The organism is Kribbella sp. NPDC058245, from assembly GCF_042882005.1.
Lineage (GTDB): Bacteria > Actinomycetota > Actinomycetes > Propionibacteriales > Kribbellaceae > Kribbella.
On the sequence record NZ_JBHVWY010000006.1, the window covers coordinates 363,816 to 379,753 of the forward strand.

Genomic DNA, 15,938 nt, shown 5'->3' on the forward strand with positions numbered 1-15,938 from the left:
CGAGGAGTGAAGCCAGCAGCGGATAACCAGGGCGTAAACCGGAACGCGGTGGTTATCCCCCGGTTACGCGACTCCCGGCACGATAGAGCCATGCGGATCCTGGTGGTCGAGGACGAGAGCCTGCTGGCGGACGAGGTCGCGCGCGGACTACGGCGCGAGTCCTTCGCGGTCGACGTCGTGTACGACGGAGCCGCCGCGCTGGAGCGGATCGGCGTGCACGCGTACGACGTCGTCGTACTGGATCGGGACCTGCCACTCGTGCACGGTGACGAGGTGTGCCGGCAGATCGTCGGTGGTGACTCGGCCGCGCGGGTGCTGATGCTGACGGCCTCGACCGCGGTCCGCGATCGAGTGGCCGGACTGGCGATCGGTGCGGACGACTACCTCGGTAAGCCGTTCTCGTTCGCTGAACTCGCAGCACGGGTGCATGCGTTGGCCCGGCGCTCGCAACCCGCCGTACCGCCGCTTCTGGAGCGTGCTGGGATCAGACTGGACCCGGCACGGCGTTCAGTGGAGCGAGACGGTCAACCGATCGCTCTGGCGAACCGGGAGTTCGCAGTGCTCGCAGAACTGCTCAGAGCCGAGGGAGCGGTCGTCTCCGCGGAGGCCCTGCTGGAGAAGGCGTGGGACGAGCACATCGACCCGTTCAGCAACGTGGTGCGGGTGACGGTGATGAAGCTGCGCCGCAAGCTCGGCGACCCGCCACTGGTCGAGACCGTGCCCGGCGCCGGCTACCGGCTCTCATGAAGAGCTGGACGCTGCGCGCGCGCCTCACCGTCCTGTACGGCGGCCTGTTCCTCGTCGCCGGCGCAGTCCTGCTGGGCGTGACCTATCTGCTCGTGCAGAACAGCCTGGCAGGCCAACTGAACCGTCAGACCGACACGCGGATCGCAGCGATCCGTGCCGATGCGGTGGGGGCGTCCGGGCGGGATGTGGATCAGCTGGTCAGCGAGATCCGCAGTCAGCAGGAGGAGGTGCGCGCGGCGGCCGGGCGGGCGCTGGTGACTCAGGGCGGCATCGCACTGCTCGGTGTCGGACTGCTGGCGGGTGCCTCGGGTTGGTTGCTGGCTGGCCGGGCACTGCGACCGGTGCAGCGGATCCGGGAGACTGCGCAGCGGATCGCCGCGGACGGTACCGGGAACGGTCTGCACGAGCGGATCGCCCTGGTCGGTGCGGACGACGACGTGAAGCAGTTGGCCGACAGCTTCGACGAGATGCTGGACCGATTGGACCGGTCGTTCGACGGACAGCGCCGCTTCGTTGCGAACGCCTCCCACGAGCTGCGCACACCGCTGGCGACGAACCGCGTTCTGGTCGAGGTCGCGCTCGGAGAGCCCGGCGTACCCGACCAGACGAAGGAGCTGGGCACCTCACTGCTCGCAGTGAACCGGCGGCACGAGCAACTGATCGAGGGCCTGCTTCTGCTGGCGGAGAGCGAGAGCGCAGCCTTCGACACGCAGCCGGTAGACCTCGCTGCGATCGCGGCGGAGGTCGTCGAAGCCACTAGCACCGAGCTGGCCCTGAGTACGGTGCTGACCGCCGCTCCGACGATCGGTGACCCGGTCTTGCTCAGCCGCGTGGTCGAGAACCTGCTGGAGAACGCAGTCCGCTACAACGTCCCCGGCGGGTCGGTCGACGTGCGGACTACCCGAGGGCCGGAGCAGGTGGTGCTCACAGTGACCAACACCGGGCCGGTGGTGCCGGAGTCCGAAGTGGAATTGCTCTTCGAGCCCTTCCGCCGGGCGCACGTCCGGACCGAGCAGAAGGGTTCCGGTCTGGGACTGTCGATCGTCCGGGCTGTTGCGAAGGCGCATGGTGGTGAGGCCACTGCACAGGCCAACCCGGACGGTGGTCTCACCGTCCGGGTCAGCCTGCCGGCTACTTGATGCCGTAGGCCCTGAGGACGGTCTGGGTGACCTTGGTGCCGCCTGTGCCGGTCGCCTGGACCTTGAGGGAGACGGTGTTGCGGGCATTGGTGACGATGGCGAGGTAGTGGCCGAGTGCACCCACCACGGGGAGGCGCTGCCAGGACTTGCCTTCGTCGTACGACGCCCACGCCTGCAGGCCGGTGGCCTTCGGTGCTTCGAAGCCCAGCACGTGCGTCCGCGGTGCGCGGCCTGTCAGGTCGGTCGGTGCTTTGTAGCCGACCTGTAGCAGGGACAGCGGGGTGGCCTTGTCCTCTGCGGTCTTGGCGGAGTGGAAGTCCCAGCTGGTCTGAGTCTTCGTGCCCCAGAGCCATTCACCGTCCGGATCGTTCCGTTCGGTGCTGAGGTCCAGCCGGTACGACGCGTCGCCGCTGCTGGTGATGACGTCCTGCCACGCATCCGGCAGTTGGGCGACCACAGTGCCGTTGCGCGAGAGCGTCGCGGACGCCGCACTGGTCTCACCGATCGTGTAGTGCCCGTCTGCGTCGACGAACGTCGGGATGCGCAGTGATAGCCGGTCGCCGGTGCGTGTGGAGACCACACCGGTCGCTGCGGCCGGCCGGACGACCGGACCGAACCACGTCTCGTTCGACGTACCGGTGCGGTAGCTCTTCGGTCGCTCGGTCATCCCGCCCTGGAGCGGATTCATGGTGTCCCAGCTGAGGCCGTGGCTCACCCGGTGCTGCCAGAGCGAGTCACCCGACGTCACCCACTCCTCGCGGACCTTGGGTGTCTGGACGAACCGCTGTGAGTCATTCCACGAGTAGTCCTGCCACGGACGCCAGCCGAACCGCTGCTCCGATGCCCAGCCGAACCCACCGTTGTCGTTGTAGCGCGTGGTGACGCGGGCGGAGTTCTGCGCGGTCACCCGGTAGTTGATCTTGCTGGGGATCGCTCCGGTCGCCACCTGCTGTACGTCGTACAGGTAGGGGCTCGACGTGGTCAGCGTGACGTCGATGGTGGCGTGGCTGCGCCTGGCCCGGTCGATCAGCTTCTGACCGTTGCCATTGGTGGTCACCATCGCGGGGATGGGTTCACGGTCGCCCGTCGGCCGCCATACCGTCCAAGCGCCTTGCTCTGCAGGACGGACCAGGATGATCGCAGCGGCTCCGGCAGCGGCCGCTGCGGCGATCTGCTCGCTTTCGCTCACGTCGTCCCGGGTGCGCTCGACGAGCAGTGCGCCCTTGGTGGGCTTGAGTGTGAGCGGGAAGCGCCGCTTGCCTTCGTACGACGGCGACTGGTGCAGCAGGTTGATGTCGAGGTCAGGCATCGAGGTCTGGACCATCGGTGCGACCAGCTGCCAGCGGGACGAGAACTCGAACGTGCCGTCCTTGACCGGCTTGGTCGGCGTCACGTTCACCTGCTGCACCGTGCTGAAGTGCATCACCCCGTGGCTGATCGAGCGGCCGTTCGGGTACTCGCGATGCACGTAGTAGCTCAGGATCGACTGCTGCTCGGACGGCTTCGGGGTCTCGATGGTGATCGGTACCGCCTTGCGCGCATCGATGACGATCTCCCGGTCCTTGTCGACCAGGACGTTCGGGTCGGTGAACAGGCTGACCTGCTCGTGCTCCGGGTCGTAGTCCTCGACCAGCGAGTGCAGCAGGTACGTGCCCTCCTCGACCTCGGCCTGGTAGGTCTGACCGTCACCGATCCAGGCCAGTACGTCGGAACGCGCGTTGCTGCCGTAGAGCGAGATGACCGGGACACCGGTCGGCTTGCCGTCCAGCCCGACCGCCCGCAACGTCACTGTGTGCTTGGGGCCCTGCTTGAACGCGCCAACCGCAGTGTGGGTGAGCACTCCGTTCGGTCCGGTCGCTGTGACCCAGCCACTGTGCAGACCGCGCTCGAGCTTCGCACCGTCGAGGTTCAGCGAGACATCGGTGCTTCCGTGTGCCGGGACGGTGACGGTGGCCGGGAGGCCGAACGCGTCGGACTCTGCCTTGCCGCTGTCGAGGTTGGTGACCGCCGTGGACAAAGCCAGCGTGATCGGTGCGGCGCTGTCGTTCCGGTAGGTGATCTGCCGGCTGCCTGTGGTCAGGCCGAAGTCGGCCACACCGCTGGCGAACACCTGCTGAGCGACCGCCCGCGTCAGGTCGACCCGGCCGGCACCTTGCTGGTAGACGGTCTGGTTCGCCTGCGTCTTCGCGGTGCTGACCAGTGCGTTCTTGAGCTGGTCGGCCTTCCAGTCTGGGTGCTGCTGCGCGAGGAGCGCCGCAGCGCCCGCCACGTGCGGCGTGGCCATCGACGTACCGGAGGCTGCTGTGTAGAGGTTGTCCACCGGGTTGCCCATGGCAGTGCCGGCCGCGCGGGCCGCGACGATCTCCACACCCGGTGCGGTGATCTCCGGCTTCAGTCCGCCGTCGCCGAGCCGCGGTCCGCGGCTGGAGAAGTCGGCGAGCTTGTCAGCGCGGTCGACGGCTCCGACGGTGAGTGCGGCGGCTGCTGAGCCCGGCGTACCGACTGTCTCGTCGCTCGGGCCGTCGTTGCCTGCTGCGACGACGAACAGCGTGCCCGTCCGGGCGGTGATGTCGTTGACGGCCTGGCTCAGCGGATCGGTACCGTCGGTGGCCTCGCCGCCGAGGCTCATGTTGACGACCTTGGCGCCCTTCGCGGCCGCCCACTCCATCCCGGCGATGATCCACGAGTCGTAGCCGATGCCGTCGTCGTTGAGCACCTTGCCGATCAGCAGGTCGGCCTGCGGCGCCACGCCCTTGCGGGTCCCACCGGCGCCCGCACCGGTCCCGGCGATCGTCGCTGCGACGTGCGTGCCGTGGCCGAAGTGGTCGACCGGTCCGGTCTCACTGCCGGAGAAGTCCTGCGCTTCCTTGACCTTGCCGGCCAGGTCCGGGTGCTGCGCGTCCACACCGGTGTCCAGTACGGCGACCTGTACGCCGGAGCCCTGGTAACCGGCCTTCCACGCGTCCGGCGCACCGATCTGCGGCACGCTCTTGTCCAGCACCGGACGCACCTTGCCGTCCAGCCAGACCTTGCTGACGCCACCACTCAGCGCATGTGCACCCGACAGCGACTTCCAGAGCGTGGGGAGCTGGTCCTTGGCCGCGGAGACCGCCGAGGCGCCGATCGACTCCAGCGGCCGGGTGGTCGTCGTACCGGCGAGTGTGGAGGCGCTGCGGAGGCCCCCGGCGTACTTGACGATCAACGGGAGTTGCTGGGCGGCAGCGTCGCCGTACCCGTCTCGGATGAGCTCGTCGACGTCGAACAGGTCAACGTCGAGGACTCCGGTCGAGATGTACGGGACGGCGTCACTCGGCAGGACGCGCAGGCCGCCGTCGGCCTCGACGGTGTGGAACGCGATGCGTTCGCGGCCCGGTGCCGGCTGGACACTGGCTGCCTTCTTGCCGTTACCCGCGTCGGTGACCGACACGACGTCACCGGTGATCAGGGTGACTGAGGCGGTGCTCGGGCGCGCGCTGTTGACGCGCGGGGGCGGTGCCGCGGCGACGGCCGGGGTCACCGGTACGACGCCGAGGGTCAGAACCGCGGCGACTGCGACCGCGGTGATCCGTGGGGAGCGCATGGGCAGGTCTCCTCGTTCGGAGGGTGAAGTTCAAGGATTAGGGGCAACCCCTTCGGGTTGAGTTTGCAATCTCGTCACGGTGATCCGCCCTGTCCATCACTGCCGTCCCTGCGACATGGCGCAACCACGCCAGCACCGGCACCATCAGCACATGACTGTGTCTGCGGTGCGGAAGTGGGCGTGGCTCGGCACGCTGCTGGTCGGTGCGGCCCTGTACTTCGCGGTCCTCGCAGTACTTGCCGACACCAACAATCCGAACCTGTTCCCGACGATGATCCTGCTGGGCGCCCTCGTCGTCCCTCTGACCTTCGTCACCTTCGCCGCAGGCCGCTCCGGCCGCTGGCTGATCGACGGCCCCACCCTGGGCGGCTGCCTCCTGTTCGGCGGCGTAGTGGGCGTAGTGGTCGCCGGACTACTCGAGTACGACGCCATGCGCCGACTGGGCACGCTCCCGATGCTCGGAGTCGGTCTGATCGAGGAGGCGGCCAAACTGGTCGTCCCCGCAATCCTGGTGGTGTTCTTCGGGCACCGCTACCGCAGTTCGATCGGACGCGGGATCGTCATCGGAGTAGCGGTCGGCACCGGCTTCGCCGTACTGGAAACGATGGGCTACGCCTTCGTCGCCCTGCTCCAGTCGGGCGGAAACGTCGGCGCCGCCGAGCAGACCCTCTTCGTCCGCGGCCTGCTGTCACCCGCCGGCCACGCCGCCTGGACCGGCCTGAGCTGCTGGGGCCTCTGGCGGTTCGTCAGCGCCCCCACCGGCAAACACCTGGCAGGCTTCGCCGGCATGTACGCCCTAGCCGTCGCCCTCCACACCGCCTGGGACGGAATCGGCGGCGTAGTCACCTACTCCGTAGTAGGCGCCATCTCCATCGGCCTCCTCCTCTACGGCCTCCGCCGAGCCCAACGCTGGGACGCCGCCCACTAACCGCACCACCCACCCGCGCCGCCGCACTCCACGCACCACCCACCCGCGCCGCCGTACTCCACGCGCTACCCACCCGCGCCGCCGCACTCCATGCACCACCCACCCGCGCCGCCGTACTCCACGCGCACCCGCCCGGGGGCGTGCACCCCCTGACGTGCCCTTGAACAAGCTATGACCTGTCCCCGCCCACCACTCCCTGTTCAAGCCCCCGATTGGTGGCTCGTCCGGCGGCGTGGTTGCCCGCCGCTCCGACTGCGGCAGGTCCGGTACGGCGTTTGGTTGGCGCGCCCCCGCCCGCGCTCGCTCACTCCGCCTCCGCTTCCGCTTCCGCTTCCGCTTCCGCTTCCGCTTCCGCTTCCGCTTCCGCCTCCGCCTCCGGCAATTTGAACGGATAACCCCGCATGTTGACCCTTCTCCCCTGGAAATTCGAGGGGAGAAGGGTGCATTTCAGGGGATATCCGTTCAAATGCGGTTAGGGGGATGGTGGGGTCGGGATGCGTTGTCCGGTACGGCGGGAGTGGTTGCTCGCCATTCCGTCTGCGGCCGGGGGCGTGGGCCTTGGGTTGCTCGCCGCTGCGGCCGATTTACAGTGGCGGGTGGCTGGCGTGGGTGCGGGGCTGAGGGGGATGGATCCGTCGGTGACCGCGGTTCCCGTTGTTTGGGCTTCCGGGCTGTGGCTGGGGTCCAAGATCTGCGCCGAGTAGACGGTCCTGGTCGCTATTTGGACACAACGTTCCATCCAGTGAGCGGGGCGACCGGCAGCGGGCATGGTCCGCGTTATCGGTGAACTTTTCGGGTCCATGCGCCGAAAAAGTCACGGATAACGCGCAGGCGGACCGCAACGCGGGGTCGGTCGCGCTAATTGGTGAGTTTTGGGGACTCGGTGACGAAAATCCACCAATTAGTGGACCGGGCGGGCCGGCGTGCGGGTGGGTTGCGCTAATTGGCGAGTTTTGGGGACCCGGTGACGAAAAGGCACCAATTAGCGAGGGCTGCCAGGCGCGGCAGCACCCCCCCAGCACCCCCCCAGCACCCCCGGGGCCTCGCCATCTGATGGGTTAACCCATGAGGTGGTGGGTTTTGGACTCGCATGCGGGTGCAGAACCCACAAGCCGATGGGTGAACCCACCAGATGCCGAGGGGGCGAGGGGCCTGGGTGGGAGCATCCGCCACGGTGGGTCACTTTTCAGGCCTCGTCGCTGCCGGCCGCAACCACAGCCCGGAAGCCCAGGAAACGCCCACCGTGGTCGCCGACGGATCCATCCCCCTCAGCCACGCGCCCAGGCCAGCCACCCGTCACTGTAAATCGGCCGCAGCGGCGAGCAACCACAAACCCACCTCCCCGGCCGCAGGCGGAGTGGCGAGCAACCACCCCCGTCGTACCGGGCCGGCCGCTGTCGGAGTGGCGAGCAATCACCCCCGTCGTACCGGGCCGGCCGCAGGCGGAGTGGCGAGCAATCACCCCCGTCGTACCGGCTCGGCCGCAGGCGCGCGAGACGGAGGAGAGTAAAACCGATGCATGGACAATCTGTCCAGAGTGGATATAGTGTCCAAACTCGTGACTCCTGAGCAGATTGCGCCGGTGGGCGAGGTGTTGGCGCGATTGTTGTCGCCTCATGCGGAGGTGGTGCTGCATGACTCGGCGACGGATCGGATCGTGGCGATCTGGAATCCGTTGTCGGGGCGGGAGCCTGGGGATCCGTCGCTGCTCGGGGAGCTTGACGAGCTGAGTGAGACGGCGCGCGACGCGTATGGGCCGTATCCGAAGGTGTTGCCGGATGGGCGTCGGCTGTCGAGTGTGAGCGCCGTACTGCGGGATGACGACGGTACGGCGGCTTACGTGTTGTGCGTCAATGTCGACCGGACTGCGTTCGAGAGTGCGAGCCGCCTGCTGGCTGCGTTCGCGGCGCCGGTGTCCGGGCAGCCGCGGGTGTTCTTTGAGCATGACTGGACCGAGACGCTCAATGAGCTGGTTGCGACCTACGTGCAGGAGCGCGGCGTACCGGTTGAGCGGCTGGGGCGGTCTGACCGCGTGGAGCTGCTGAGGCGTCTCGAGAAAGCCGGAGTGCTCAGTCAGAGGCGGTCGGTGCCTGCGGTGGCTCGGGCGTTGCAGGTGTCGCGGTCTGCGCTCTATCAACTGCTTGCCGAGGCTCGGAAGGAGCCGCATGCCGACTCTGCCTGATTTCCGGCTGGAGACCCACTTCGCGCGCTGGGAGTTCACTGCGCGGTACCACCTGACCGCATCGGATGCGCAGACGCTCACGATGTCCGAGCTGCTCGCGCTGGCTGACGACGATGGTCGGGAGCGCTGGGAGTCGCTGGCCCTCGGGTACACCGAGACGCGTGGACTGCCGGCGCTGCGGGAGGCGATCGCGGCGACGTACGACGAGGTGGAGGCGGACGACATCCTCTGCTTCGCAGGTGCGGAGGAGGGGATCTACCTTGCGATGCGCACCTTGCTGGAGCCGAGTGATCACCTCGTCGTCCTCACCCCGAACTACCAGGCCGCCGAGACCGTGCCGCTGTCCGTCGCGGCGGTGACCGGGGTCGCGCTGCGGCCCGAGGACGGCTGGGCGCTCGACGTCGCCGCGGTCGAAGCTGCACTGCGGCCGAATACGCGGATGGTCTCGGTCAACTTCCCGAACAACCCGACCGGCGCGGTCCCGACACCCGAGGCGTGGCAACGACTGGTCGAGCTGTGCGCGGAGCGCGGCATCCTGCTGTTCTCCGACGAGGTCTACCGCGGACTCGAGCTCAACCGTAATCCGTTGCCTCAGGCAACAGATCTCTCCGGTACGGCGCTCTCCCTGAACGTGATGTCCAAGGCCTACGGCCTGCCTGGACTGCGAATCGGGTGGGTCGCCTGCCGTGATCGCGCCGTACTGGATCGACTCGAACGCGCCAAGCACTACACGACGATCTGCAACTCGGCGCCGAGTGAGGTGCTCGCGCTGATCGCACTCCGCGCTCGCGACCAGATCCTCAAGCGCAACCGCGGGATCGTCGCGGCGAACCTGCCACTCTTCACCGAGTTCTTCGATCGCTACCCGGATCTGTTCGAGTTCACCGCGCCGGACGGTGGGTGCGTGACCTATCCGCGCTACCTCGGGCCCGACGGCGTCGAGGCGATGTGTGAGGCGCTCGTCGAGCAGACCGGCGTGCTGCTGCTGCCCGCGAGCATCTACCGCTCCGAGCTGACCGCAACCCCGACTGATCGCTTCCGCGTTGGCCTCGGACGGCACAATCCCGGTCCGGCACTCGCTGTCTGGTCCGAGTGGCTGGACGCCAGATGAAGGTGTTCGGTCTGGCGGAGATCGCACCGGTGGCGACGCACGCGGTCGTGTTCGACGCGGTGCGGTCCGCCCTGATTGCGCATGCCGAGGGCCGTACGTCGGTGCCGGCGCCGATGGTGCTCGAGTTCCCCGAGTACGCCGGTGACACCCACGTGAAAGCCGGTCACGTGGGCGGAACGCCTACTTCGTGGTGAAAGTGGCGAGCACTTTCGGATCCGTGAACAACGGGCTGATGCTTGCCGTAGATGCGACCAACGGTCAGTCGGCTGCAGTCCTTGCAGATGAGGGAAAGCTGACAGCATGGCGTACGGCGGCCGCCGGGGCGCTCATCACCGACGCGATGACCCCATCCGGCATCGACGAGGTCGCCGTACTGGGGACTGGTGAGCAGGCACTCCTGCAGGTGCTGTGGTTGCGCGAACTGCGACCACTCACCCACGTGAAGGTCTGGGGACGCCGACCGGAAGCCGTCGAGCGTCTGTGCGCAGCGCTCACCGCAGAAGGTGTGAACGCGACGCCGGACGGGTTGACCGGCGCTCCCTGCGTGATCACGACGACCGCTGCTCGCGAGCCGTTGCCGCTGGAGGCGTTCCGGGGCGCCGTGCACATCACCGGCATCGGGACCGATATGCCGGGAAAGGGCGAGTTGCCAGCCGAGGTCTTCGCCGGTGCGTTCATCGCCACCGATGACCACGCCCAGTGCCTCCATCACGGTGACTTCGGCAACGCCGTACGGGCCGGCGTGGTCGGGGCGACGGCGGACGTTGCGGTAGGCGAAGTCCTTCGCGACGGAAGGCCTGATGTACGCCGTTCGATCGCCGATCTGACCGGCGTCGGAGCCACCGATGCGGCCGTTGCGGGCGCGATTCTCGCCCAACTGGTTCGTTAATTGGCATCACGAGGTGCGGAAGTGGTGTGGTTGCGCCATGTGCAACTGGCGCTGCACAGCTTGACCGGTTTAGCCGCTCCGGCATGCGTGAACCAGCGCGATCGCGCTCTCACAGAATAGTAACGGACACTTCTGAACTATTGACCCGTCAGTCACGGCTGGGCAATTCTCGGGGCCTCTGCAGGAACAGGTTCATACCAGGGGTGATCCATGAAGTTCCGTTCGCTTGCCGTGGCTGCTGTCGCGGCCCTGTCCCTCACCGCCCTCGCGGCGTGTGGGTCGTCCGGCGACAAGAACGAAGCAAGTTCCGGTCCGAAGACCATCGACGTGTGGCTGATGAAGGGGAGCGTCTCGGACGACTTCCTGAAGCGGTTCACCGATGACTTCGCGGCGAAGCACACCGACGTCAAGCTGAACGTCCAGATCCAGGAATGGAACGGGATCGGCCCGAAGATCATCGGCGCGCTGGCCAGCAAGGACGCGCCGGACGTGATCGAGGTCGGCAACACCCAGGTCGCGCAGTACTCCGCGTCCGGCGGCGTGCGGGACCTGTCCGACAAGAAGAGCGACCTGCAGGGCGACGACTGGATCGAAGGTCTGGCCGGCCCCGGCAACTACGAGGGCAAGCAGTACGGCGTTCCGTACTACGCGGCCAACCGCGTGGTCGTCTACCGCAAGGACCTGTTCGCGGCGGCCGGGATCAAGACCCCGCCGAAGACCCGCGAGGAGTGGCTGGCCGCCACCGCCAAGCTGAACACCGGTGGCAACCAGGGCATCTATCTGCCCGGTCAGAACTTCTACGTGCTGTCCGGCTTCATCTGGGACGAGGGCGGCGACCTGGCGGTCAAGGACGGCGACAACTGGAAGGGTGCCCTCGAGTCCCCGGAGGCGCTCAAGGGCATGGAGTTCTACAAGCAGATCCAGGCGCTCGGCAAGGGTCCGAAGGACTCCGACGAGGCGAAGCCGACCCAGACCGACGTGTTCGCGCAGGGCAAGGTCGCGCAGATGATCGCCGTACCGGGTGCTGCCGAGCTGATCGCCCAGGCGAACCCAGCGCTCAAGGACAAGCTGGGCTTCTTCCCGATCCCGGGCAAGACCGCAGACAAGCCGGGTGCGGTCTTCACCGGTGGCTCGGACCTGATCGTGCCGGAGGCGTCGGACGCCCCGGACGCGGCCTACACCTTCATCAAGGAGCTGGCCGGCGAGAAGTGGCAGGTCGACCTGGCCAAGTCGATGAAGTACGTGCCGAACCGCAAGGCGCTCGCGTCCCAGGTCACCGGCGACGAGGGCACCAGCGCGATGGCGGCCGGTGCGGCCAACGGCAAGGCGACCCCGAACTCGCCGAACTGGGCAGCGGTCGAGGCGAAGAACCCGATCAAGGAGTACCAGACCAAGGTGCTCACCGGCGGTGACCCGGCCGCGGCGGCCCAGGCGGCCGACGCGATCATCACCGAGGCCCTGAACAGCGGAAAGTAACCGTGGCTCTCGCTCAAGCCGAGCGGACCGCCCCCGCCACCCCGCCCGAGAAACCCTCAGCCGGGGCCCGGCGGGGGCGCCCGCGGGTTCTTCCTTATTTGTTGATCGCGCCAACCGTCCTGGGGATGGCGTACCTACTGATCTACCCGTTGATCCGGAACCTGATCATCTCGTTCCAGAAGTTCGGCATCGCCCAGCTCATCCGCGGTGGCGCCGAGTTCGTCGGGATCGACAACTACCAGGCGATCTTCACCGACGACAAGTTCTGGTCGGTGGTCGGCCGGACCTTCGCGTTCACCGCGATCAACGTCGTACTGATCATGGTGCTGGCCACCCTGGTCGCGCTGCTGATCGATGCCCTGGGCAAGTGGATGCGCTTCCTCGTGATGGGCGGCCTGGTGCTGGCCTGGGCCATTCCGGTGCTGGCGGCAACGACCGTGTTCCAGTGGTTGTTCCAGTCCCAGCTCGGCGTCGTCAACTGGGTACTCGTCCAGCTCGGCTTCACCCAGTACGACGGTTATGCGTGGTTCGCGGACGGTACGTCGACGTTCGCGATCATCGTGATCATGATCGTCTGGCAGTCGGTGCCGTTCGCGGCACTCACCCTGTACGCCGCGATCACCACGGTGCCGAAGGAGATCTACGAGTCGGCGTCGATGGACGGGGCCGGGCCGATCCGGATGTTCGGGCTGATCACGTTCCCGATCCTGCGGCCGATGTTCGGGCTGATCCTGTGCCTGGAGGTGATCTGGGTCTTCAAGAGCTTCGTGCAGATCTGGGTGATCAGCCAGGGCGGACCGGGTGACGCGACCCTGACGCTGCCGGTCTACGCCTACCAGATCGCCCAGTCGCTGAACCGGTACGACCTCGGTGCGGCGATCTCGATGGTGACGGTGCTGCTGCTGACCGTCGTACTGCTGGCCTACTTCCGCCAGCTGTTCAAGGAAGAAGGTGAACTGTGAAGCCGAAGCGGATAGTCCTCAACGTCATCGCGCTGGGAGTCTTCGCGTTCGCGGTCTTCCCGGTCTACTGGATGATCCTGACGGCCTTCAAGCCGACCAAGGACATCCAGGCCGAGACGCCGTCGTTCTTCCCGACCGACATCACCTTGAGCCACTTCAGTACGGCGGTGCACGCGGACGGGTTCTGGTTGTTCTGGCGGAACTCCGCGTTCGTCGCGATCAGCGGCGTCCTGCTCGCGCTCATCGTCGCCTGCCTGGCGGCGTACTCGGTCGCGCGGCTGAAGTGGAAGGGCCGGCAGGCGTTCATCGTGATGGTGTTCGTCGCGCAGATGACGCCGTGGGAAGCACTGCTGATCCCGATGTACGTGATCGCGCGCGACACCGACATGCTGGACAAGCTGCCGATGCTGACGCTGATCTATTTCATGATGACGTTGCCGTTCACGATCGTGACGCTGCGCGGATTCCTGAACGCCATTCCGCCGGACCTCGAAGAGGCCGCGCAGGTGGACGGATGCAACCAGTTCCAGGCGTTCCGGCGGATCGTGTTCCCGCTGCTCGCGCCCGGGCTGCTGTCCACATCCTTGTTCGGGTTCATCACCGCGTGGAACGAGTTCGCGTTCGCGAACCTGTTGATCATCAAGGAACAGAACCAGCGGACGCTACCGGTCTGGCTGTCGTCGTTCAGCAACACCTTCGGTACCGACTGGGGCGCGACGATGGCCGCGGCCACGTTGTTCATGCTCCCGGTCCTGCTGATCTTCCTGGTCCTCCAGGGCCGCGTCACCTCGGGTGTCGCCGCCGGCGCAGTCAAGGGCTAGGAGACGCCCTTCTCAGAGCGCACCTTCTGGGAACGTCAGCCGCGTCGTGATCCGGTACCGGTCTCCGCGATAGATGGAGCGGGTGTACTCGATCACGGCGTGGTCCGCGTTCCGGGTGGTGCGCTCGAAGAGCAGCGCCGGCGAGTGCAGCGGGACCCCGAGCACCTCAGCCTCCTCGGCGTCCGTCACCGTCGGCTCCGCAGTCTGTACGGCGGTCCTCGGTGCAACGTGATACCGCGAGCGCAGCAGCCCGTAGAGCGAACCCAGCTCGAAGTCCCGCCCGGCGATGCCGGGCACGAAGCTCCCGGGGATCCGGATCTTCTCGATGCACATCGGCGCGTTGTCCACGAGGCGCAGCCGGACCGCGGTGACCAGCTCGTCGCCGGGTGACATCTCCATCCGCTGACCGAGCCGCGCGCCGGCCGGACCGACCTCGAAGCTGATCAGCCGGGCGGGCCAGGGCGACCCCTCGGCCAGCGGCGCCTGGAAGTCGCCGGAGGCGGTTGGCTCCAGCTCCTGGTGGATCCGGCGCGGGTTGGTGAAGGTGCCGCGGCCGTGCTCACGGGTGATCAGGCCGTCGCGGGCCAGATCGTCCAGCGCGGCCCGCAACGTGGGCCGGGAGACGCCCAGCGACTCGCTCAGCATCCGCTCCGACGGCAGCGGCTCACCCGGGTTCCGCTCCTCGATCAGCCGCAGCAGCTGGTCGCGCGCCTCAGTCCTTCGCATCCCCAAATCTTACCAGTGGTAAGCCTTATCCTCGCATTTCCGAACCACCTCGGCACCTTTCGAGCGTGGATTACGCATTGACTTTACCAATTGGATAGACCACCCTACGAGGGATTGCCCGCCCCCGAGACCTTTGAAGGTTGTGAACTTCCGATGACTCGATCACGCACGATTCGCTTCACCGCCACTGCCGTCGTACTGGCTGCCCTCGCCGCCGGGACCGCGACCACCGCCACCGCCCGCCCCGAAGCTGTCGCCAAGGCGACCGCGTGTGGTGCGCTGTTCGACGACTTCAACTACACGTCGCGGACCGACCCGAACTTCACCGGCCACGACTGGAGCGTCCGGTCCGGCGCCGGCGGCCCCGGGATCCCGGATACCTGGACCGCGGCCAACGTGTCCTTCCCGACCGTGGACGGCCAGAAGTCGCTGCAGCTCAAGGCTGCGACCAACGGCACTGCCGGCGGCACCACCCAGGCGCAGGTCCAGCAGAACGCCCTACGGTTCTTCGAGGGCACCTACGCGACCCGGTTCAAGTTCAGCGACACCCCGACCACCGGCAACGACGGTGACCACATCAACCAGACCTTCTACACGATCTCCCCGCTGGACTACGACTGGGAGCCGACGTACTCGGAGCTCGACATCTCGGAGTACCTGCCGAACGGCGGTTGGGGTGAGACCGGCCCGGTCAACTTCATCACCAGCTGGAACACCTACCAGGTGGACCCGTTCGACGGCTGGCGCAAGAGCACCGCGCGCTACTCCAGCCACAACGGCTGGCACACCCTCGTCACGGTCGTCGCCGGCGGGCACGTCAAGTACTACATCGACGGCGCGCTGGCCGCCGACCACACGACCGACGACGACGGCCACAACGTCTACCCGCGGCGGCCGATGACGCTGAACTACAACCTGTGGTTCATCGACCTGGACGCCCATACCGGCGGCACCAGCAACTATGTCCAGTCGGCCGACTGGGTCTACTACGCGAAGAACGAAACCTTGACACCTGCCCAGATCACCGCCCGCGTGAACAACTTCCGCACCGCAGGTACGACCCACCAGGACAACATCTCCTGCTGAGGCTGTTGTCTGCTGAGTAAGCAATCGGGTCATGTGGTGAGATGGCTGCTTTGCCCATGGACAACCTGTGCCGGACTGAGTACGGTCCGTAAACGGCGTCCGCACCACGCCACGACGGAGGACGCCTCCGTACTTCGACGGTGAGGTACCGCCCGCCAGTGGCACCTCACTGGTGGATGGGCAAGCAGCCCGCGGTGAGAGCCGCGGCCTGATGGGGGCCCAGCCACCTAGGTGGGGCGGCGAACGACACTCACTCGTTCACCGCCCCACCGACTCAACTCTTGCCCCCAA

General features: G+C 67.1%; 13 protein-coding genes. 11 read left to right on the forward strand and 2 right to left on the reverse strand.

Annotation, left to right across the window (positions count from 1 at the left end):
* Positions 1 to 90: 90 nt before the first annotated feature.
* The gene (locus ACFVWG_RS16810) at positions 91 to 747 is read left to right on the forward strand and encodes a response regulator transcription factor (protein WP_391544186.1); all 657 of its coding nucleotides are present in this window, start codon (positions 91 to 93) and stop codon (positions 745 to 747) included.
* The gene (locus ACFVWG_RS16815; RefSeq protein ID WP_391544187.1) at positions 744 to 1,886 is read left to right on the forward strand and encodes a sensor histidine kinase; all 1,143 of its coding nucleotides are present in this window, start codon (positions 744 to 746) and stop codon (positions 1,884 to 1,886) included. Before ACFVWG_RS16810 ends, ACFVWG_RS16815 begins: the two co-directional genes overlap by 4 nt.
* Here ACFVWG_RS16815 and ACFVWG_RS16820 read toward each other — a convergent pair.
* Positions 1,879 to 5,466: a S8 family serine peptidase gene (locus tag ACFVWG_RS16820; RefSeq protein ID WP_391544188.1), complete on the reverse strand. Its 3,588-nt coding sequence runs from the start codon at positions 5,464 to 5,466 to the stop codon at positions 1,879 to 1,881. The genes ACFVWG_RS16815 and ACFVWG_RS16820 overlap by 8 nt on opposite strands.
* Before the next feature lie 151 nt (positions 5,467 to 5,617).
* Between ACFVWG_RS16820 and ACFVWG_RS16825 the strand changes: the two genes are divergently transcribed.
* The 8 genes from ACFVWG_RS16825 (at position 5,618) to ACFVWG_RS16860 (ending at position 13,835) form a co-directional block, all read left to right on the forward strand.
* On the forward strand, positions 5,618 to 6,394 hold the full coding sequence (locus tag ACFVWG_RS16825) for a PrsW family intramembrane metalloprotease (protein ID WP_391544189.1): 777 nt from the start codon (positions 5,618 to 5,620) through the stop codon (positions 6,392 to 6,394).
* A 1,546-nt stretch (positions 6,395 to 7,940) separates the two neighbouring features.
* Positions 7,941 to 8,576: a transcriptional regulator gene (locus ACFVWG_RS16830; RefSeq protein WP_391544190.1), complete on the forward strand. Its 636-nt coding sequence runs from the start codon at positions 7,941 to 7,943 to the stop codon at positions 8,574 to 8,576.
* Entirely contained in the window at positions 8,560 to 9,687 is a 1,128-nt protein-coding gene (locus tag ACFVWG_RS16835; RefSeq protein WP_391544191.1) for an aminotransferase class I/II-fold pyridoxal phosphate-dependent enzyme, read from the forward strand. Before ACFVWG_RS16830 ends, ACFVWG_RS16835 begins: the two co-directional genes overlap by 17 nt.
* Entirely contained in the window at positions 9,684 to 9,881 is a 198-nt protein-coding gene (locus tag ACFVWG_RS16840; RefSeq protein WP_391544192.1) for a hypothetical protein, read from the forward strand. Before ACFVWG_RS16835 ends, ACFVWG_RS16840 begins: the two co-directional genes overlap by 4 nt.
* A gap of 23 nt (positions 9,882 to 9,904) precedes the next feature.
* Entirely contained in the window at positions 9,905 to 10,576 is a 672-nt protein-coding gene (locus ACFVWG_RS16845; RefSeq protein ID WP_391544193.1) for a hypothetical protein, read from the forward strand.
* A 210-nt stretch (positions 10,577 to 10,786) separates the two neighbouring features.
* Entirely contained in the window at positions 10,787 to 12,052 is a 1,266-nt protein-coding gene (locus ACFVWG_RS16850; RefSeq protein WP_391544194.1) for an extracellular solute-binding protein, read from the forward strand.
* 125 nt (positions 12,053 to 12,177) lie between these two features.
* The gene (locus ACFVWG_RS16855; protein WP_391544195.1) at positions 12,178 to 13,014 is read left to right on the forward strand and encodes a carbohydrate ABC transporter permease; all 837 of its coding nucleotides are present in this window, start codon (positions 12,178 to 12,180) and stop codon (positions 13,012 to 13,014) included.
* Positions 13,011 to 13,835: a carbohydrate ABC transporter permease gene (locus tag ACFVWG_RS16860; protein WP_391544196.1), complete on the forward strand. Its 825-nt coding sequence runs from the start codon at positions 13,011 to 13,013 to the stop codon at positions 13,833 to 13,835. Before ACFVWG_RS16855 ends, ACFVWG_RS16860 begins: the two co-directional genes overlap by 4 nt.
* Positions 13,836 to 13,847: 12 nt before the next feature.
* Here the strand turns inward: ACFVWG_RS16860 and ACFVWG_RS16865 are convergent, their stop codons facing one another.
* Positions 13,848 to 14,561: a GntR family transcriptional regulator gene (locus ACFVWG_RS16865; protein ID WP_391544197.1), complete on the reverse strand. Its 714-nt coding sequence runs from the start codon at positions 14,559 to 14,561 to the stop codon at positions 13,848 to 13,850.
* A gap of 153 nt (positions 14,562 to 14,714) precedes the next feature.
* Between ACFVWG_RS16865 and ACFVWG_RS16870 the strand changes: the two genes are divergently transcribed.
* A complete protein-coding gene (locus ACFVWG_RS16870) occupies positions 14,715 to 15,647 on the forward strand; it encodes a glycoside hydrolase family 16 protein (RefSeq protein ID WP_391544198.1) in 933 nt (310 codons plus the stop codon).
* Positions 15,648 to 15,938 lie beyond the last annotated feature (291 nt).